This is a genomic window from Conexibacter sp. SYSU D00693 (assembly GCF_017084525.1).
Taxonomy (GTDB): domain Bacteria; phylum Actinomycetota; class Thermoleophilia; order Solirubrobacterales; family Solirubrobacteraceae; genus Baekduia.
Genome location: NZ_CP070950.1, coordinates 2,121,816 through 2,139,280, shown reverse-complemented (window position 1 = coordinate 2,139,280; position 17,465 = coordinate 2,121,816). Strand labels below are relative to the sequence as shown.

Here is a 17,465-nt window from a genome sequence, read left to right as displayed (position 1 = left end):
CGATGGCCCGTCGCACCCCCGTCCTGCCCCTGCTGGTCGCCGCGCTGCTGGCGGTCGTCGCCTGCGCGGCGCCCGCGAGCGCCCACCACCGCCCCTGGCACGAGGCCGACGCCCCGACGGGCGGCGCCTACGACGACGGCGACTGGAGCGACGAGGACGAGGACGACTGGTCCGACGAGGACGACCAGGGCGGCCAGGTCTGGGACGACACCGGCGACCAGGCGGGCGGCACCGACGACGGCGTCTTCCCGCTGCCGGAGGTCGACGACGGCCAGGGCACCGAGCAGGACGCCGGCGGCGGGCTCCTCACCGACCCCGTCGAGTCGCTCCTGCCCAAGCTCGTGACGGGCAGGACCGTCGCCGGCAAGGTGGCGCGGATGCGCAAGGACGGCAAGGCGGCGGTGCCGCGCGGGGCGCCCAAGCGCGTGCGCCAGATGATCGCCGCGGCCAACCAGATCGTCGGCAAGCCCTACAAGTGGGGCGGCGGCCACGCGTCGATCGTCGACCGCGGCTACGACTGCTCGGGCGCCGTGAGCTACGCGCTCATCCGCACGGGCCTGCTCAACGCGCCGCGCGTCTCGGGCTCCCTGGCCCGCTGGGGCTCCGGTGGCACCGGGCGCTGGGTCAGCGTCTACGCCAACAAGGGCCACGTCTACATGGAGATCGCGGGGCTGCGGCTGGACACCAGCCCGGTCGGCGACCCGTCGGGGCGCAAGGGCGTGCGCTGGCGGCCGGTGATCGGCAAGCGCCGCGGGTTCTCCACCCGCCACCCCGTCGGGCTGTAGCCGTCAGGCGGTCGCGGGCCGCGCCTGCGTGCGCGGGTGCGTCCGGCTCGCCGTGCGGCGCCCGCGCGTCGTGCGCGCCGCGGCCCAGCGGATCGCGGGCTGCTCGACGACCACCCACGAGAGCAGCGCCAGCGGCAGGGTGATCGCGAAGACGGCGACCAGCGCGCCGCCCAGCGTCTCCGGCCAGCGGTCCGTCGTGCGCAGCCAGAAGATCACGAGGTAGTGCGCGAGGTACGTGCCGTAGGAGAGCTTGCCCGCCCAGCGCGCGGGCGCGCCGGCCAGCAGCCGAGCCCGGCGGGCGACGAGGGCGTAGGAGGCGATGACCATGGCGATGCCCAGCACGGCCGGCTGGTCGGCGAGGACGTCGCGCAGCGTCTGCGGGCCCACGGCGTAGCCGTGCCACCAGGCGTTGAGCGCGACGAGCGCGAGGCCGCCGCCCAGCAGCAGGCGGCCGGTGCGCCGCGAGGCCTGCCGGCCGTGGGTCAGCGTCGCGACGAGCATGCCCGCGCCGAACTCGGCGAGGTGGACCGGCAGCTTGTCGTCGAGCACCGGGTTCCAGGGCGCCAGGGCGTTCCAGGCGACGAAGCCGACGCCGGCGGCCACCACCCCGCCGCACACGAGCGCCTGGCCGCGACGCGCCAGGCGCAGCGTCACGAGCGCGACGAGCGGCAGCAGCGCGTAGAAGGTGAGCTCCACGCCGAGCGTCCACATCGGCGGGTCGAGCTGCTTGGCGGTCTCGGGGAACCACTCCTGCGCGAGCAGGAGGAAGACCGGCAGCTCGCCGGCGGTGACGCCCATCGGGTGCGCGAGGTGGGACAGCAGCAGGAACGCGCCGAGGACCGCGACCCAGTACGCCGGGAGGATCCGGGCGGCGCGGCGCAGCGCGTAGTGGCCGAGGTGCGGCCGCGGCCGGCCGTCGAGCGAGGCCGCCACGAACGCGCGGTGCACGAAGAAGCCCGAGAGCGCGAAGAACACCGGCACGCCGATGCGCAGCTCGCCGATGAGGACGTCGGTGAACGTCTTGTCGGGCTTGCCCAGGTCGCCGTAGACGTACATCCAGACGTGCAGGACGACGATCCCCAGCGCGGTGAGGCCGCGCAGGCCGTCCAGGGCGTCCAGACGGTGCCCCGCGCCCTGAGGCGCGGTGGCGGTCCCACCTGCTGCCACGGACTACGCGGCGGCCGGCGCCGCCGCGTGGGCCTCGACCCAGGCAAGCACCTCGTCGCGGGTGAGCGAGAACCCGTCGGGCGGCAGCGTCGCGAGCACCTCGTGCACGAACGGCCGGCAGCGCGCCTCGACCAGCGCCGGGTTGTCCGTCGCGTCGAGCAGGATCGCTCGCGCCAGCGCCGCGGTCGCCGGACCGCGCCGGCCCCAGGCGGGCGTCGTGTCGGTGTGCAGCGGGCGGCGCAGCCGGTCGTCCTGCACCCAGACGCGCGGCCCGTCCCCACCCTGGCAGCCGACGTAGCGGACGGGGAGCTCGGAGCGGCGGCGCGTGGTCGTCGCGGCGGGCATGCCTGCACCCCACACGACGTTCCTCAACGCGAGGTATGTCGCACCTGAGCCGTCCATGAGGATGCTCATTCCCCGCTGCCCGCGGGCGCAACCGAGGAGGCGGTGCGCCGGGCCACCTCGTCGCGCACGATGGGCGCGACCTCGGTGCCCAGGAGCTCGATGGCCCGCATGACCGCGTCGTGGGGGAGCGTGCCGACGCTGAGCTGGAGCAGGAAGCGGTCGTGGCCGAAGAGCTCGTGCTGGAAGAGGACCTTCTCGGCGACCTCCTCGGGGCTGCCGACGACGTTGGCGCCGCGCAGCGTCGTGCCGGCGTCGAAGTCCTGGCGGCGCATGGGCGGCCAGCCGCGCTCGCGGCCGATCTGGTCCATGACGACCTTGTGCGTGGGGAAGGCGATGTCGGCGGCCTCGCGCTTGGTGCGGGCGATGAAGCCGTGGGAGTTGATGCTCAGCGGCTGGGGGTCGTGGCCGCCCTCGGCCAGCGCGCGGCGGTGGAGGTCGGCGAGCGGCGCGAAGCGCTCGGGCATCCCGCCGATGATCGCGATGGCCAGGGGCAGGCCGAGCATCCCGGCGCGCACGACGGACTGCGGAGTGCCGCCGACGGCGACCCAGACGGGCAGCGGGTCCTGCGCCGGTCGCGGGTAGACGGCGCGGCCGTCGATCGGCGGGCGGTGCCGGCCCGACCAGGTGACGACCTCCTGCTCGCGCAGCGCGAGCAGCAGGCCCAGCTTCTCGGCGAAGAGCTCGTCGTAGTCGTCGAGGTCGTAGCCGAACAGCGGGAAGGACTCGATGAACGAGCCGCGGCCCGCCATGACCTCCGCGCGCCCGCCCGAGAGGAGGTCGAGGGTGGCGAACTGCTGGAAGACGCGCACCGGGTCGTCGGAGCTCAGGACGGACACCGCGCTGGTCAGCCGGATGCGCTTCGTCGTGCGCGCCGCCGCGGCCAGGACGACGGCGGGCGCAGAGACCATGAAGTCCGGGCGATGGTGCTCGCCCACGCCGAAGACGTCGAGCCCGACCTCGTCGGCCAGCTCGATCTCCTCGAGCAGGTCGGCCATCCGCTGCTGCGGCGTGTCCCTGCGTCCCGTCGCCGGGTCGGCGGTCAGCTCGCCGAAGGTGTAGATGCCGAGCTCCATGGTCCGGCCAGTGTGCCGCGCGCACGAAAGGCCTGCACCTGTCGCACGTCGGTGTAACCCGGGGACGCCTGCAGGGGTACCTCCCTGTGCCCTTCTTCAGCGAGGTGCCACCACCGCTGACCCCGGAGCCGGTCGTCGCGCCGGTCACGCGCGACGTCGCCGAGCTCCCGCCGCTGGGCGACGTCGCTCCCGTCCTGCGCGCGCAGCGCCGGACCCGCGCCGCCCGGCGCGCCGCGCACGAGCGCCGCCTCGCGGCCCGTGTGCGCTTCCCCGTCCGCGGCACCGCGCGCGTCGACCGCGCGGGCGCCGGGGCGTTCGGTGACCACCGCGGGTCGCACGTGCACGAGGGCCAGGACGTCTTCGCGCCCGCCGGCACGCCGCTCGTCGCGCTGACCGACAGCGTCGTCCTCGAGACCGGCAGCGGCGACGGCCGCGGGAACTTCGTGGCCCTCTACGACCGCCGGCGCCACCGCACGCTCGTGTACCTCCACCTCCAGCGGCCGGCGAGCGTGCGGACCGGTGAGCGGCTGCGCGCGGGCGAGCGCGTCGGGCGCGTCGGGTGCATCGGCAGCTGCTGGGGCGACCACCTCCACCTCGAGGTGCGCCGCGGCCGCTCGCCGCAGGGCGAGCCGCTGGACCCGCGGCCGCTGCTGCGCCGCGCCGCCCGCGCGCCGGGCCGCGGCACCGCCTAGGGGGCGAGCGCGCGCACGAGCCGGTCGACGACGCCGTCCAGCACGTCGTCGACCGTGAACCCCGCGCCGGAGAGCATGTCGCTCGTGCTCAGCGCGGCGAGGCCCTGGAGCGCGGCGAAGGCGAACAGCGAGACCTCCCTGGGATCGCCGGCCTCCACCGCGCCGGCGGCCTGGCCCGCGGCGATGAGCTCGAGCGGCCGGCCGAAGGCCCGGTCGGCCGCCTCGCGCACACCCGGCGGGACGTCGGGCCGGTGCTTGCCGGCGAACATGAGGTCGAGCAGCGCGGCATCGCGCGTCGCGAAGGTGACGTAGGCCCGGGCGAACGCGGCGAGCCGGTCGCGCCACGGCGCCTGGCCGCCCGGGTCGGCGTCCTCCATCTCGCGGCCCAGGCGCTCGAAGCCCTCCTGGGCGAGCGCGTCGAACAGCGCCTGCTTGTCGGCGAAGTGGCGGCGCGGGGCGGCGTGGCTCACGCCGGCGCGGCGGGCGAGCTCGCGCAGCGACAGGTCGGCGAGGCCGCCGGCGCGCAGCGCCTCCTCCGCGTGGGCGAGCAGCTCGGCGCGGAGGTTGCCGTGGTGGTAGCTGCGTGGCGCCGTCGCGGCCATCGCGCAGCAGCGTACCGCGATCGGCGGCCGATGTAGACGTTGACAACAAAGTCGGCAGTGACTACATTGCGGCGCATGCCCTCCTCCCAGAAGTGGACCGCGGCCGACCTCCCGGCGCTCGACGGCCGCACGTACGTCGTCACCGGCGCCACCAACGGCCTCGGCCTCGAGACCGCCCGCGCGCTCGCGGGCGCCGGCGCCCAGGTCGTCCTCGCCGTCCGGGACCTCGAGCGCGGCGCCGCGCTCGCGGCAGAGCTGCCCGACGGTGCCCAGGCGCGCCACCTCGACCTCGCCGACCTCGCCTCGGTCCGGGCGTTCGCCGACGCCTGGGGGGACGCCCCCATCGCCGGCCTCGTCGCCAACGCCGGCGTGATGGCGACGCCGCTGCGGCGCACCGCCGACGGCTTCGAACTGCAGTTCGGCACGAACCACCTCGGCCACTTCGCCCTGGTGAACCTGCTGCTCGAGCACGTCACCGACCGCGTCGTGGTCGTGTCCTCGATGGCCCACCGCCAGGGCGCGATCGACCTGGACGACCTCAACTGGGAGCGCAGGTCGTTCAGGACGTGGTCGGCCTACGGCCAGTCGAAGCTCGCGAACCTCCTCTTCGTCTCCGAGCTCCAGCGCCGCCTGGACGGGGCCGGCTCGCCGGTCCGCGCGATCGCCGCCCACCCGGGCTACGCGGCGACCAACCTCCAGTTCCACACCGAGCGCTTCGGCGCGGACCTGGTGATGGGACTGCTCAACCGCGTCATGGCCCAGAGCGCCGAGGCCGGCGCGTGGCCGACGCTCTACGGCCTCGTCGCGGACGTCCCGGGCGACAGCTTCGTCGGGCCCGACGGATTCCAGCAGTCGCGCGGCCACCCGAAGCTCGTCGGCCGCTCCGCCGCCGCACAGGACCGCGTCATGGCGCAGGCCCTGTGGGAGCGCAGCGAGGCCCTGACGGGCGTCACGTTCGGCCTGGCCGCCGGCGAGCCCGCCCGCGCCTGACCGCCGCCGCCCTCACCACGGCAGGGTGCCGTGCGGTCGGAGAAGGTCCCGGTCGGCCCGTCGTGGCCGGCCTGGGCCGCGGCGACGATCGCGTCGGTGCCCTCCTGGACGGTCTGCGGACCCGAGTGGCCGTTGAGGTCCGTCGCGGTGTAGCCCGGGTCGACGGCGACGAAGCGGATGGCGTCGATCGCCTTGGCGTACTGCGTCGTCAGCATGGTCAGCGCGCTCTTCGAGGCGCTGTAGGCGAAGCCCGGGACGGTGGACTCGACCCGCTCGGGGTCGTGCGTCATCGCGAACGACCCGAGCCCGCTCGAGACGTTGACGACGACCGGGGCGTCCGAGCGCTCGAGCAGCCCCAGGAAGGCCTGGGTCACCCGGACGGGCCCCAGGACGTTCGTGGCGAGGACCTCGGCGACGTCGTCGGCCGTCATCTCCGCCACGGGCTTCGTCGCCCCCGTGATCCCGGCGTTGTTGACGAGGACGTCGAGGCGGCCCGAGACCTCCTCGACGCGGGCGACGGCGGCGGCGACGCTGGCGTCGTCGGTCACGTCGAGCGCGACGAAGCGCGCCCCCAGGGCGTCGGCGGCGGCGCTGCCGCGCTCCGGGTCGCGCGCGGCGACCCACACGTCGTGGCCGGCGGCCAGCAGCCGGCGGGCGGCCTCGTGGCCGAGGCCCTTGTTGGCTCCGGTGATGAGCGTCGTGGTCATGGCGGCCATGCTGCGCCGGGTCCGCCCCGGGCACCAGAGACCCCGCGAGCCTGGGACTCGCAGGGCCACCCTGCGCCGGCCGGCGCGCGGCACACTGGGGGCATGGACCACGACCGCGACGAGCTCGCCCGCTGCCTGCGCACCTGGCGCGACCGGCTCTCGCCCGCGGAGGTCGGCCTGCCCGCCGGCGGGCGGCGCCGCGCGCCGGGGCTGCGCCGCGAGGAGCTCGCCGGCCTCGCCGGCGTCTCGCTGGACTACCTCGCCCGGCTCGAGCAGGGACGCGCCACGCACCCGTCGGCCTCGGTCGTCGCGTCGCTGGCCCGTGCCCTGCGGCTCACCGACGCCGAGCGCGACCACCTCCAGCGCCTGGCCGGCCACGCCCCCGAGGGTCCCGGCACCATCGACCGCCACCTGACGCCCGGCGTCCAGCGCATCGTCGACCGCCTCGCCGACCAGCCGGTCCTCGTCATGGACGCGGCGTGGCAGGTCGTGGCCGCCAACCCGCTGGCGGTCGCCCTGCTGGGCGACTGGTCCGGGCTGCCCGAGCGTGAGCGCAACGTCGCCTGGCGCCACTTCGGCCGCTTCCCGATCTGCCAGGTGCGCACCCCGGAGGAGGACGACCGGATGGCGCGCGAGATCGTGGCCGACCTCCACCAGGTGACGGCGCGCTACCCGCACGACGAGCCGCTGCGCCAGCTCGTCGCCGACCTGCGCGCCACGTGCCAGCGCTTCGCCGAGCTGTGGGAGGCGCGACCCGTCATGCCGCGCCACGCCTCCCGCAAGACGTTCGACCACCCGCAGGTCGGGCTGATGACGCTCGACTGCGACGTGCTGCAGACCACGAACAGCGACCTGCGGCTGGTCGTCTACTCGGCCGCGCCGGGCTCGGACGACGCCCGGGCACTGGCGCTGCTGGCGACGATCGGCCTGCAGGACATGGGCGCCCAGGCGCCCGCGCCGGCCTAGGTGGCGAGCTCGCCGCGCTTGCGCGCCACGAGCGCGGAGTAGAAGAGCTCCGAGCCGTCGGCCGCGAGGCGATGGCGGTAGGTGCGCTGGGCGCAGAGCTCGATGGTGCCGTCGGTCACGGCCCCGCGCACGAGCTCGGCGAAGCCCGATCCGTCGTCGGCGTCGAGGAAGTCCTCCTTGATCGTCATCGCCAGCCAGCCGTCGATCGCCACGAAGCCGAAGGCCGCGGCGAAGACCGCGGGCGGGACGTCGCCGAAGCCCAGCGCCGCGACGGTGGTCAGGCAGTTCGGGGACGCCGACGCGAGGGTCGCGTGGGCGCCGGCCTCGAGCGCGGTGAGGTCGCCGACGACGTAGGCGTCGTAGACGCCCGGCCGGTCGCGCTCGGCCGCCTCGCGCGCCTCGGGCAGGAGGTCGATGCCGGTGACCGAGCCGACGCCCAGCCGGGCGAGCCGCTCGCCCACCATGCCGTTGCCGGCGCCGAGGTCCAGCACGCGCAGCGACGACGGTTCCACGCCGGCCGCCGCGACCTGCTCGGCCAGGAGCTCGGTGACGACCTGCGGGGACTGGCAGCGCAGCTCCTCGTAGAACAGCTGCTCGTAGAGGCCGGGCCGCCGGTAGATGGCGGCGTAGTCGTGGAAGCGCACGCGCTCCACGCCGTCCTCGCCGTGGAGGTCGCAGCACTCGGCGTCCTGGTCGGCAGCGGCGTTGCTGTCGGGGAACGCGATGGCGTAGCGGCCGGTCGGGTGCGGTCGGGAGATCGTGTCGGGCACCTCCTCGCCCTACCCATGGCCCGCCGCGCCAACCGCGAGGACCGGCCCGCGCATCAGGAGCGTCGTCGCGGGGCACCCGCCCGGCCATGCGCACGACGAGGAGGACCCCATGCAGCTGACGGCGGCGATCACGGTGCTCGCGCCCGAGGACGAGGTGCGCCGGTGCTGGGAGCGGGCCGACCTGCCGGCCATCGACGGTGCGACGGTGACCTACGCGGCGGCGCCGGGCGACCGCGGCACCGAGGTCCACGTCGCGCTCGCGCAGCGTGGCCCGGGCGGCAAGGTCGGCGAGGTCGTGGGCAAGGTCACGGGGGCGCCGTCCCTCGCCCAGGTCAAGGACCGCCTGCGCCACGTCAAGCAGCTCGTCGAGACCGGGGTCATCTCGCGCTCGGACGGCGTGCCCGAGGGCGAGCGCTTCGAGCGCAAGCTCAAGCAGCACCCCGCGCAGCCGCTCAGCGCCGACGAGCTCGACAAGGCGGGCGTGGCATGAGGGCGAGCGTCTGGTCGGGCCGCAACACCATGCAGGTCGAGGAGGTGCCGGACCCGCGGATCCTCAACGAGCGCGACGCGATCGTGAAGATCACCTCGACGGCGATCTGCGGCTCGGACCTGCACCTCTACGACGGCTACGTGCCGACGATGCAGCACGGCGACATCCTCGGCCACGAGTTCATGGGCGAGGTCGTCGAGACCGGCAAGGGCGTCTCGCACCTCAGCGTCGGCGACCGCGTCGTCGTCCCGTTCCCGATCGCCTGCGGCGGCTGCTGGCACTGCAAGCAGGGGCTCACGGCGGCGTGCGAGAACTCCAACCCCAACGCCGGGCTGGCCGAGAAGATGTTCGGCCACACCTGCTCGGGGATCTTCGGCTACTCGCACCTCACGGGCGGCTACGCCGGCGGCCAGGCCGAGTACGCGCGGGTGCCCTACGCCGACGTGGGCCCGATGAAGGTCGAGGACGACCTCAGCGACGAGCAGGTCCTCTTCCTCACGGACGTCTTCCCGACGGGCTACATGGGCGCGGAGCTGTGCGACGTCCAGGGCGGCGACGTCATCGCGGTGTTCGGGGCCGGGCCGGTCGGGCTCTTCGCCATCGCCAGCGCGATCATGCTCGGCGCCGAGCAGGTCATCGCCATCGACCCCCAGCAGTACCGCCTCGACATGGCGACCGCGAAGGCGGGGGCGACCGCGACGATCAACCCCGACGAGTGCGCCGACGTCGTCGAGCAGCTCAAGGAGCTCACGGGCGGCCGCGGGCCCGACGCGTGCATCGACGCCGTCGGCATGGAGGCCACCCACGGCCACAGCACGCTCAACGCCGTCGAGCGCGTCAAGCAGGCCAACCGGATGGAGACCGACAAGGGGCCGGCGCTGCGCGACGCGATCATGGCCTGCCGTCCCGGCGGCATCGTCTCGGTGATGGGCGTCTACGGCGGGCTCATGGACAAGTTCCCCACCGGCGCCTTCATGAACAAGGGCCTGCAGCTGCGCACCGGCCAGTGCCACGTGCACCGCTACCTCGAGCCGCTCTACGAGCACATCCGCAACGGCGACATCGACCCGAGCTTCATCGTCACCCACCGCCTCCCGCTCGACGAGGCCCCGAACGCCTACGAGACCTTCAAGCACAAGCAGGACGAGTGCGTGAAGGTCGTCCTCAAGCCCTGACCCGGAGACCCAGCATGCGCTTCCCCCGGCCCATCGACGCCACGATGCACGGCGTCACCGACTACAGCGTCGGCACCCTGCTCATGACGGCGTTCCCGAAGCTCGCGGGCATCGAGGGCACCCGCTCGGCGCGGCAGATCCGCCTCGCGGGCGCCACGCACGCCGCCTACAGCACCGTCACGGACTACCCCCTGGGGGCGGTCAAGGCGATCCCGTACAAGGTCCACCTCGGCCTCGACCTCGCCGGTGCGCTCGCCCTCGCGGCCACGCCGTTCGTCACGGGCCAGTACAAGCGTGGACGGCGGCAGTGGGTGCCCCACGTCGGCCTCGCGCTGTTCGAGCTGCAGTCGCTGCTGCTCAGCGACCCGACGGGCAAGGGCGACTTCCACGGCGACGTCGACGCGATCCGCGAGGCCAACGAGCTCGACCCCCACCAGCGCATCCACGAGGGCCCGACGGCGGTCAAGCCGGGCAGCGCCAAGGCAGCCGCCGCAGCCTGAGGTGGACGCGGCTGGACTCGAACCAGCGACCTCACGCGTGTGAAGCGTGCGCTCTAACCAGCTGAGCTACGCGTCCGGGACGCAGGAGGGTAGCGCGCGGCGGGTCCGCAGGGCGCGGTGACCTGCGCACTAGTGTGGTCCCCGCGATGGCGGGGACTGAGGGGGCACGGCGACCGGCGATCCTGGCGGTGGACGACGAGCCCGCGGTGCTCGCAGCCGTCGCCCGCGACCTGCGCCGGGGCTTCGGCGAGCGCTACCGGATCCTGCGGGCGACCTCGGGGGCCGAGGCGCTCGAGCTGCTCAAGGAGGTGCGCCGGCGCGGCGACCAGGTCGCCCTGCTCGTCGCCGACCAGCGGATGCCCGGGATGTCGGGCACCGAGTACCTCGTCCAGGCCCGTCAGCTCGCGCCCGAGGCCAAGCGCGTCCTGCTCACCGCCTACGCCGACACCGAGGCGGCGATCCAGGCGATCAACGAGGTGGCGCTGGACTACTACCTCCTCAAGCCCTGGGACCCGCCGGAGGAACAGCTCTTCCCGGTGGTCGAGGACCTGCTGACGACGTGGGAGGCCGGCGCGGCGCTCGAGGCCGGCGGCGTGCGGCTCGTCGGCCACCGCTTCTCGCGCGAGTCCCACGACCTGCGCGACTTCCTGGCGCGCAACCGCGTCCCGGCGCGCTGGCTCGACGTCGAGCGCGATGGCGAGGCGCGCGAGCTGCTGACCGTGGCCGGCGTGGAGCCCGACCGGCTGCCGGTCGCGCTGCTCGAGGACGGCTCGGTGCTCGAACGCCCGACCGTCACCGAGCTCGCCGAGCGCCTCGGCGTCAGCGGAGCGCCGTCGCAGGACCACTACGACCTCGTCATCGTCGGCGGCGGACCCGCCGGCCTGGCCGCCGCGGTCTACGGCGCCTCCGAGGGCTTGAAGACGGTGCTCGTCGAGCGCGAGGCGCCCGGCGGGCAGGCGGGGCAGTCCAGCCGCATCGAGAACTACCTCGGCTTCCCGACCGGCCTGTCGGGCTCGGACCTCGCGCGGCGGGCGACCGACCAGGCGCGCCGGCTCGGCGCCGAGCTGCTGAGCGTACAGGACGCGGTGGGACTGCGGGCCGAGGGGGCGGGGCGCATCGTCGAGCTCAGCGGGGGCGGGACGCTGAGCGCGAGCTGCGTCCTCGTCGCCTCCGGCGTCTCCTACCGCCAGCTCGACGCGCCGGGCTTCGCCGACTTCACCGGCGCGGGGGTCTACTACGGCGCCGCGCTGACCGAGGCGCGCTCGTGCGCGGACCAGCACGTCGTGGTCATCGGCGGCGCCAACTCCGCCGGCCAGGCCGCGGTCTACTTCTCCGGCTACGCCCGCCAGGTGACGATGCTCGTGCGCGGCCCGTCGCTCGAGGCGTCGATGTCGCACTACCTCATCGAGCAGCTGGCGGCCCTGCCCAACGTGGAGGTGCGCACCGGCACGTCGGCGGTCGCGGCCGAGGGCCAGGACGGCCGGCTGACGCGCCTGCAGGTCAAGGGCCCCGACGACGCCGAGCCGGTGGCGATGGACGTCGACGCGTGCTTCATCTTCATCGGCGCCGCGCCGCGCACCGACTGGCTGGACGGCGTCGTCGCCCGTGACCCGCGCGGGTTCATCCTCGCCGGGCCCGACGCGCAGCAGGCGGGGTGGGCGCTGGGCCGCGAGCCCTACCTGCTGGAGACCACCGTGCCCGGCGTCTTCGTCGCCGGCGACGTCCGCGCCCGCTCGATCAAGCGCGTCGCCAGCGCGGTCGGGGAGGGCTCGATGGCGGTCTCGCTCATCCACCAGTACCTCGTCGACGCATGAGCAGCGCGCCGCTCACGCTCGAGGAGCTGCGCAGCGTCGACCTGTTCGACGAGCTCGACGACGAGGCGCTGGCCCAGTGGCTCGCCGTCGCGCAGACCCGCGACGTCCCGGCGGGCACCGACGTCACCGAGCGCGGCGACCCGCTCGGCGTCCACCTGCTCCTGGAGGGCACGATGCGCCCGTGGCTGCGCGTCGGCGACGGCGAGGAGCCGCTGGACCGCCAGCACGCGCCGACGTGGATCGGCGCCGTGGCGACGCTCACCGAGAAGCCGCTCGACGTCCGCATGGAGGCCGAGGTCGACTGCCGCGTGGCGCTCCTGCCCCGGGAGGACTTCCGCCGGCTCGCCTTCGCCCACCAGACCGTGCACACGCGCGTCATGCGCGCTGTCGTCCCGGTGCTGAGCGGGCTGACCGCCGTCGAGCAGCACCGCGAGCGCCTCGCGTCGCTGGGCACCATGGCCGCCGGCCTGGCCCACGAGATGGGCAACCCTGCCGCGGCGGCCCAGCGCGCGGCCGACCAGCTCGACGAGGCCCTCTCCGTCATCGGCGGCGCGATGCAGCGCTTCGTCGACGCCGGCGTCGAGCGCGACCAGGCGGCGAAGATCCTCGAGCTGCAGGCGCGGCTCGCCGCCGGCGTCCAGGGCCGCAGCGCGCTGGACGCCCTCGACGCCGCCGACGCCGAGGACGAGCTCGCCGACCGCCTCGCCGACCACGGCGTCGCCGAGCCGTGGCGGGTGGCCGAGCCGCTGGCCGCCGCCGGGGCGGACGCCACCTGGCTCGACGAGGTCGCCGCGATCGCCGGCCCGGCGACGCCCACGGCCGTGGAGCTCACCGCCGCGACCCTCGGCGCCCACGGCCTGGCCGTCGAGCTCAAGGAGGCCACGCGCCGGCTCGTCGACCTCGTCGGCGCGGTGAAGTCCTACTCGTACATGGACCGCGGCGAGCTCGTGGAGGTCGACCTCCACGAGGGACTCGAGACGACGCTCACCGTCCTGGCCCACAAGCTCAAGCACACGAGCATCGAGGTGGTCCGCGAGTACGCCCGCGACCTGCCCAAGCTCATCGTCCACGGCTCCGAGCTCAACCAGGTGTGGACCAACCTCCTCGTCAACGCCATCCAGGCGCTGGGCGAGCGCGGCACGATCACCGTCCGCACCGACCGCGACGGCGACTGCGTGGTGGTCGAGGTCTCCGACGACGGTCCCGGCATCCCCGAGGACGTCGGGGAGCGGATCTTCGACGCGTTCTTCACGACCAAGGACGTCGGCAGCGGCACCGGCCTGGGGCTGTCGACGGCGCGGCGCATCGTGGCCGAGCGCCACGACGGCTCGATCTCGTTCACGTCGCGCCCGGGCGCGACGACGTTCACCGTGCGCCTGCCGCTGCGCCAGGGCGACCCGTCGGCCTAGGCGGGCCGGCAGGGCAGGTCGGTCGTCCTGCCGTCCTTGTAGACGGCCAGCGCGGTCGGGCAGTCGGTGTCGTCGGCGCCGCGGCGCTCGAGCAGCGGCCGGCCGTCGAGCAGCGCGACCATCTGGCTGTCGTTGCTGAAGCGGCGCACGAGGCGCCAGGAGCGCCCGCCGTTGGCCGTGCGCATCAGGTGCGTGAGGCCCGTCTCGGCGAAGACGTAGGGCTTGGCCTTCTCGCCGGCGCGCCTGGCCTTCTTGATGTCGAAGCGCGTGGGCGGGCAGGTCCAGGTGCCCAGGCCGTCGCTCAGCCCCCACCCGGCCTTCGCGGCGGAGTCGACGAACGCGACCGACGGGCCGCCGATGAGGAGCTTCGCCGGGCTCTTGCAGGCGCCGCGCAGGCCCGGCTCGACCGGCATCCGGCGCGGGAACGGGTTCTTGATGCTCCACGACGCCTTGGGACGGCGGTCCAGGCGGGTGCCCGCGCTGCTGAGGATCCGCACGCGGCCCTTGCGCAGGCCCTCGTCGTAGGTCCACTGCCACACGGCCCCGTCGTCCAGGAGCTGCGTGCTCGTCGCATCACGGTCGGGGTCGACGGTCGACGGTCGCTTGTCGGCCTCGACCGGCGCGCTCCAGCGCCTGGCGCCCTTGGTGAGGCGCACGTAGCGGTCGCCGCCGTCGAGGCCGAGCCACACGTCGTCGCCGACGGTCCACAGGCCGCTCGGGGCCTCGTCGGCCAGCAGCTGCAGCGTCGGCAGGGCCTCGGGGGTGCGGCCGAGGTCCTTGAGGCGCACGACCTGGACGAGGCCCGGCGTGACCTGGCCGTCCTTGTCGGGGTCGGCGAGCTGCGAGCCGATCCGGCACAGCGGGTCGGCCTGGCCCGGGGCGGCGACGACGCCGAACTCCGGCTGCGGGCCCATCGTGAAGGCCAGGAGGACGGTGCCGTCGGCGCCGGCGTCGCGGCCCCACTCGGTGAGCGCGAGCTGCGTGCCCTCGCACAGGCCGCCGTGCAGCGGTCCGACGCGGCCCTTGCGCAGGTCCCACGCCTGCCAGCCGCTGTCGCTCTGGACGACGGCGAGGCCGTCGCGCACGCGGGTGGTGTCGTTGCCGGTGCTGAGGCGGTCCTTCGCGCCCGCGGGCGAGGCGGAGGCGAGGACGGCGGCGAACGCGGCGACGGGCAGGACCAGGCGGCGGCGGAGCACGGCGCGGCCACGGTATCGGAGGGGCGGCGCGCCGGGCGTCGACTCGCGTGCCGGCTAGGGGGATCCCGGAGCGATCGCACAGAAGATGACGCCGGCGTCATGCATCCTGGGGTCATGTCCCAGGACTCCGCCGCAACCCGCCCCGCCGCCGCGCGCGAGACCTCGGTCCACGGCGGCAACGTCTACGTCGGCCCGCCGCTGGGCCGCTCGCTGCTCAAGGCGCTGCTGACGGTCGCCGCCGCGCAGCCCTCGAAGGACTAGCGCGCGCGGCGCACCGTCGCGCGCGGGAGCCCGACCTCGGCCGGGTCGTCCGGCGGCGAGGTCGCCGACTCCGGCGGGGCGGCGCTCACCGGCGCCTTGCGGCGGTTGGCGCAGCTCTCGGGTGCCGGGAGCCCGGCGGGCGCCGCGCGCCCCGCGACCGCCTCGCGGAAGGCCCCGAGCGCCGGCTTCGCGGTGCCGTCGGGACGCAGCAGGCCCATGAAGTGCGGCCAGCTCGCGCCGACGCGGTCCTGCCACTGGAACTGCACGACGCCGCGCAGGCGCAGCTCGGCGCGGCGCGCCGACAGCTCGCGCGTCGCGGCGTGCAGGAGCGACGCCTGGCAGGCCTCGTCGGTCACCCACTCGCGCACGCCGCCGGTCGCGAAGCCGTACTCCGTCACCCGCACGGGGACGCTGCGGTCGCCGCGTGCCGCGGCGATCTGGCGGGCGCGCTGCACGTGGGCGACGATCCCCGGCACGTCGGCCGCATACGGGTGCAGTGCCAGCGTGTCGAACCACAGCCGCGCGCCGTTGGCGTAGAGGCGGTCGAGGTAGCCGTTGGCCAGCGCGCCGAGCGAGACGCCGCCGAGCACGACCTCGGCCAGCGGGTCGCCGAGCCGCAGCCCCAGCGAGGCCTGACGCAGCAGCCGTGTGTAGGCGGCGGGATCCGGGCCGGTGCGCCACCACGCGGGGTAGTCGGGCTCGTTCCACACCTGCCAGGCGCGGATCGGCCGGTACGGGCGCTTGCACGCGAGACCCGGCAGGACGCAGCCCCAGAAGCTCCCGAGCCGGCCGTAGCGGTGGGCGACCTCGTAGGCGAAGCGCGAGATCGAGCCCGGATCACGCGGGGGCCAGCCGTCGGTCGTCACGCCGGCGGGGCGCGTCGAGTAGAACGACGGCGTCGTGATGAGCACGGGCAGGACGGTCAGGCCGTGGTCGGCCGCGCGGCCGACGAGCTGGTCGAGCTCGGCCCAGTCGAAGCGGCCCGGGGCCCGCTCGACGCGGTCCCAGTGCACGTGCTCGCGCAGCGTGCCGGCGCCGGTGGCGGCCTGGGCGGCGAGCGCCTGGTCCAGCACGGGCTGCGGGTCGCTGAAGTCGGTGGTGAAGGTGCCGAAGAACGGGTCGCCGGCCTGGGCCGCCGGCGTGGCGCACGCGAGACCCAGCACGGCGCCGGCCAGCGCCACGATCCCCCTCACCCGGTGAGCCCCCACGCACCGGAAGGTAGGGCACTGCGCCGACGTCCGTCGCGGGTGGCCGGTCGTCGCGTACGCTGCGCCGCGTGCCGCTCGACGTCGACGCGCTCCTGCGCCGGGTCGGCCTGGCCGAGCGTCCGCCGGCGACGGTCGAGGGCCTGCGGACGCTGCACCGCGCCTTCGTCGCGTCGGTGCCCTACGAGGACCTGGCCATCCAGCTCGGCGAGACGGGGCCGCTCGAGGTCGGCGTCGTGGCGCGCCGCCTGCTGCACGGCGGGCGCGGGGGCTACTGCTTCGAGCTCAACGGCGTCCTGGCGACGCTGCTCGAGGCGGTCGGCCTGCAGGTCTGGCGCCACGAGGCGGTCGTGGGCGCGCGCGGCGAGCGGGGCGTCACGCCGACGAACCACCTTGCGCTCGTCGTCGAGGCCGAGGGCCGGCGGTGGCTGGCCGAGGCGGGGCTGGGCGAGGGCTGGCTGGACCCGCTCGAGCTCGTCGAGGGCCGGGAGCACGGCCGTGGCGGGCTGTGGTGGGACGTCGCGCGCGAGGCCGACGGCGGCTGGTGGGTCGGCCAGCATCCGTGGGGGTCCACGGCCGGCGTCTCGGTCGGGCCCGACGCGGTGGGCCTCGGGGCCTTCGCGCCGCACCACGAGCGGCTGTCCTGCAGTGCCGACTCGTCGTTCGTCCGGACGCTGGTGGTCCAGCGCCCGCAGGACGACCGCGTCGTCACGCTGCGGGCGCGGACGCTGGGCGCGAAGGGGCCCGCGGTCGACGAGCGGCGCGTCCTGGTCGACGTGGACGACCTCGCCGCGACGCTGCGCGACGCGTTCGGCATCGACCCCGCGGCGCTGGGGCCGGCGCGGCTCGGACGGCTGTGGGACGCGGCGTGCGCGCAGCACGAGGCGTGGCTGGCCGAGCAGCAGGCGCCGGCGGCCTAGTCGGCGACGGTCGCGACGAGCACGAGCACCGCGTAGGCGGCGAGGACGGCGCTCACGGCGCCCAGCCCGCGGCCCACGGGCAGCGGGCGCCCCGCCTCGAGCGCGGCCTCGTAGGTGCGCCACCGCCGCAGCGCCGCCGCGCCGAGGAAGCCGCCGCCGGCGATCGGCGGCGCGGCGACCGCCCAGCGCCAGACCTCGTGGTCGAACTCGATGGCCTTGGCCGCCGCGACGCCGCCGGCGAGCAGCGCGAGGGCGGTGCGGATCCACGCCAGGTACGTGCGCTCGTTGGCCAGCGAGAAGCGGGCGTCGACGTCGGCCACCGCACGGGACGCTACTCG

General features: G+C 75.2%; 19 protein-coding genes, 1 tRNA gene and 1 pseudogene. 11 read left to right on the top strand and 10 right to left on the bottom strand.

The window, feature by feature from the left end:
- The first annotated feature begins 2 nt into the window (after positions 1-2).
- Positions 3-785, top strand: a complete 783-nt coding sequence (locus JUB12_RS10620) for an NlpC/P60 family protein (protein WP_205699592.1) — start codon at positions 3-5, stop codon at positions 783-785.
- A 3-nt stretch (positions 786-788) separates the two neighbouring features.
- On the opposite strand, the gene JUB12_RS10615 is transcribed toward JUB12_RS10620, so the two are convergent.
- The 3 genes from JUB12_RS10615 to JUB12_RS10605 form a co-directional block, all read right to left on the bottom strand.
- Positions 789-1,952 carry an acyltransferase gene (locus tag JUB12_RS10615; RefSeq protein WP_205699591.1) on the bottom strand — a complete coding sequence of 388 codons (1,164 nt, stop codon included), beginning with the start codon at positions 1,950-1,952 and terminating at the stop codon, positions 789-791.
- 3 nt (positions 1,953-1,955) lie between these two features.
- Positions 1,956-2,297 (bottom strand): DUF6166 domain-containing protein, encoded by a 342-nt coding sequence (locus tag JUB12_RS10610; RefSeq protein WP_205699590.1) that lies wholly within the window; start codon positions 2,295-2,297, stop codon positions 1,956-1,958.
- A gap of 65 nt (positions 2,298-2,362) precedes the next feature.
- Entirely contained in the window at positions 2,363-3,430 is a 1,068-nt protein-coding gene (locus tag JUB12_RS10605; RefSeq protein ID WP_205699589.1) for an LLM class flavin-dependent oxidoreductase, read from the bottom strand.
- 86 nt (positions 3,431-3,516) lie between these two features.
- Here JUB12_RS10605 and JUB12_RS10600 point away from each other — a divergent pair, with 86 nt between their 5' ends.
- On the top strand, positions 3,517-4,122 hold the full coding sequence (locus JUB12_RS10600) for a M23 family metallopeptidase (RefSeq protein ID WP_205699588.1): 606 nt from the start codon (positions 3,517-3,519) through the stop codon (positions 4,120-4,122).
- Here JUB12_RS10600 and JUB12_RS10595 read toward each other — a convergent pair.
- Positions 4,119-4,724: a TetR/AcrR family transcriptional regulator gene (locus JUB12_RS10595; protein WP_205699587.1), complete on the bottom strand. Its 606-nt coding sequence runs from the start codon at positions 4,722-4,724 to the stop codon at positions 4,119-4,121. The genes JUB12_RS10600 and JUB12_RS10595 overlap by 4 nt on opposite strands.
- 75 nt (positions 4,725-4,799) lie before the next feature.
- Here JUB12_RS10595 and JUB12_RS10590 point away from each other — a divergent pair, with 75 nt between their 5' ends.
- Positions 4,800-5,714, top strand: a complete 915-nt coding sequence (locus JUB12_RS10590) for an oxidoreductase (RefSeq protein ID WP_205699586.1) — start codon at positions 4,800-4,802, stop codon at positions 5,712-5,714.
- Positions 5,715-5,854: 140 nt separating this feature from the next.
- On the opposite strand, the pseudogene JUB12_RS22000 reads toward JUB12_RS10590, so the two are convergent.
- A pseudogene (locus tag JUB12_RS22000) lies at positions 5,855-6,421 on the bottom strand (SDR family NAD(P)-dependent oxidoreductase); the annotation flags it as partial.
- 102 nt (positions 6,422-6,523) lie between these two features.
- Between JUB12_RS22000 and JUB12_RS10585 the strand changes: the two are divergent.
- On the top strand, positions 6,524-7,387 hold the full coding sequence (locus JUB12_RS10585) for a helix-turn-helix transcriptional regulator (RefSeq protein ID WP_205699585.1): 864 nt from the start codon (positions 6,524-6,526) through the stop codon (positions 7,385-7,387).
- Here JUB12_RS10585 and JUB12_RS10580 read toward each other — a convergent pair.
- The gene (locus JUB12_RS10580) at positions 7,384-8,157 is read right to left on the bottom strand and encodes a class I SAM-dependent methyltransferase (RefSeq protein WP_205699584.1); all 774 of its coding nucleotides are present in this window, start codon (positions 8,155-8,157) and stop codon (positions 7,384-7,386) included. The two genes, JUB12_RS10585 and JUB12_RS10580, sit on opposite strands and share 4 nt — an antisense overlap.
- A gap of 109 nt (positions 8,158-8,266) precedes the next feature.
- Between JUB12_RS10580 and JUB12_RS10575 the strand changes: the two genes are divergently transcribed.
- The 3 genes from JUB12_RS10575 to JUB12_RS10565 are packed head-to-tail and all read left to right on the top strand — an operon-like array spanning position 8,267 to position 10,322.
- Complete coding sequence (locus JUB12_RS10575) at positions 8,267-8,647, top strand: hypothetical protein (RefSeq protein ID WP_205699583.1); 381 nt, start codon at positions 8,267-8,269, stop codon at positions 8,645-8,647.
- Positions 8,644-9,822: a zinc-dependent alcohol dehydrogenase gene (locus JUB12_RS10570; RefSeq protein WP_205699582.1), complete on the top strand. Its 1,179-nt coding sequence runs from the start codon at positions 8,644-8,646 to the stop codon at positions 9,820-9,822. Before JUB12_RS10575 ends, JUB12_RS10570 begins: the two co-directional genes overlap by 4 nt.
- A gap of 14 nt (positions 9,823-9,836) precedes the next feature.
- Positions 9,837-10,322, top strand: a complete 486-nt coding sequence (locus JUB12_RS10565; RefSeq protein WP_205699581.1) for a hypothetical protein — start codon at positions 9,837-9,839, stop codon at positions 10,320-10,322.
- 2 nt (positions 10,323-10,324) lie between these two features.
- Here the strand turns inward: JUB12_RS10565 and JUB12_RS10560 are convergent.
- A tRNA-Val gene (locus tag JUB12_RS10560) sits at positions 10,325-10,398 on the bottom strand.
- Positions 10,399-10,468: 70 nt separating this feature from the next.
- On the opposite strand from JUB12_RS10560, the gene JUB12_RS10555 reads away from it, so the two are divergent.
- Together JUB12_RS10555 and JUB12_RS10550 are read left to right on the top strand one after the other, a co-directional pair.
- Positions 10,469-12,136 carry an FAD-dependent oxidoreductase gene (locus tag JUB12_RS10555; protein WP_205699580.1) on the top strand — a complete coding sequence of 556 codons (1,668 nt, stop codon included), beginning with the start codon at positions 10,469-10,471 and terminating at the stop codon, positions 12,134-12,136.
- Positions 12,133-13,545 carry an ATP-binding protein gene (locus JUB12_RS10550; protein WP_205699579.1) on the top strand — a complete coding sequence of 471 codons (1,413 nt, stop codon included), beginning with the start codon at positions 12,133-12,135 and terminating at the stop codon, positions 13,543-13,545. The genes JUB12_RS10555 and JUB12_RS10550 overlap by 4 nt, the downstream gene beginning before the upstream one ends.
- Here JUB12_RS10550 and JUB12_RS10545 read toward each other — a convergent pair.
- Positions 13,542-14,741 carry a hypothetical protein gene (locus JUB12_RS10545; protein WP_205699578.1) on the bottom strand — a complete coding sequence of 400 codons (1,200 nt, stop codon included), beginning with the start codon at positions 14,739-14,741 and terminating at the stop codon, positions 13,542-13,544. The genes JUB12_RS10550 and JUB12_RS10545 overlap by 4 nt on opposite strands.
- Before the next feature lie 114 nt (positions 14,742-14,855).
- Here JUB12_RS10545 and JUB12_RS10540 point away from each other — a divergent pair, with 114 nt between their 5' ends.
- A complete protein-coding gene (locus tag JUB12_RS10540; protein WP_205699577.1) occupies positions 14,856-15,002 on the top strand; it encodes a hypothetical protein in 147 nt (48 codons plus the stop codon).
- Here the strand turns inward: JUB12_RS10540 and JUB12_RS10535 are convergent.
- Positions 14,999-16,195 carry a hypothetical protein gene (locus JUB12_RS10535; RefSeq protein ID WP_205699576.1) on the bottom strand — a complete coding sequence of 399 codons (1,197 nt, stop codon included), beginning with the start codon at positions 16,193-16,195 and terminating at the stop codon, positions 14,999-15,001. The genes JUB12_RS10540 and JUB12_RS10535 overlap by 4 nt on opposite strands.
- 83 nt (positions 16,196-16,278) lie before the next feature.
- Here JUB12_RS10535 and JUB12_RS10530 point away from each other — a divergent pair, with 83 nt between their 5' ends.
- Positions 16,279-17,127 (top strand): arylamine N-acetyltransferase, encoded by an 849-nt coding sequence (locus JUB12_RS10530; protein WP_205699575.1) that lies wholly within the window; start codon positions 16,279-16,281, stop codon positions 17,125-17,127.
- Here JUB12_RS10530 and JUB12_RS10525 read toward each other — a convergent pair.
- On the bottom strand, positions 17,124-17,447 hold the full coding sequence (locus tag JUB12_RS10525) for a DUF202 domain-containing protein (RefSeq protein WP_205699574.1): 324 nt from the start codon (positions 17,445-17,447) through the stop codon (positions 17,124-17,126). The two genes, JUB12_RS10530 and JUB12_RS10525, sit on opposite strands and share 4 nt — an antisense overlap.
- Positions 17,448-17,465 lie beyond the last annotated feature (18 nt).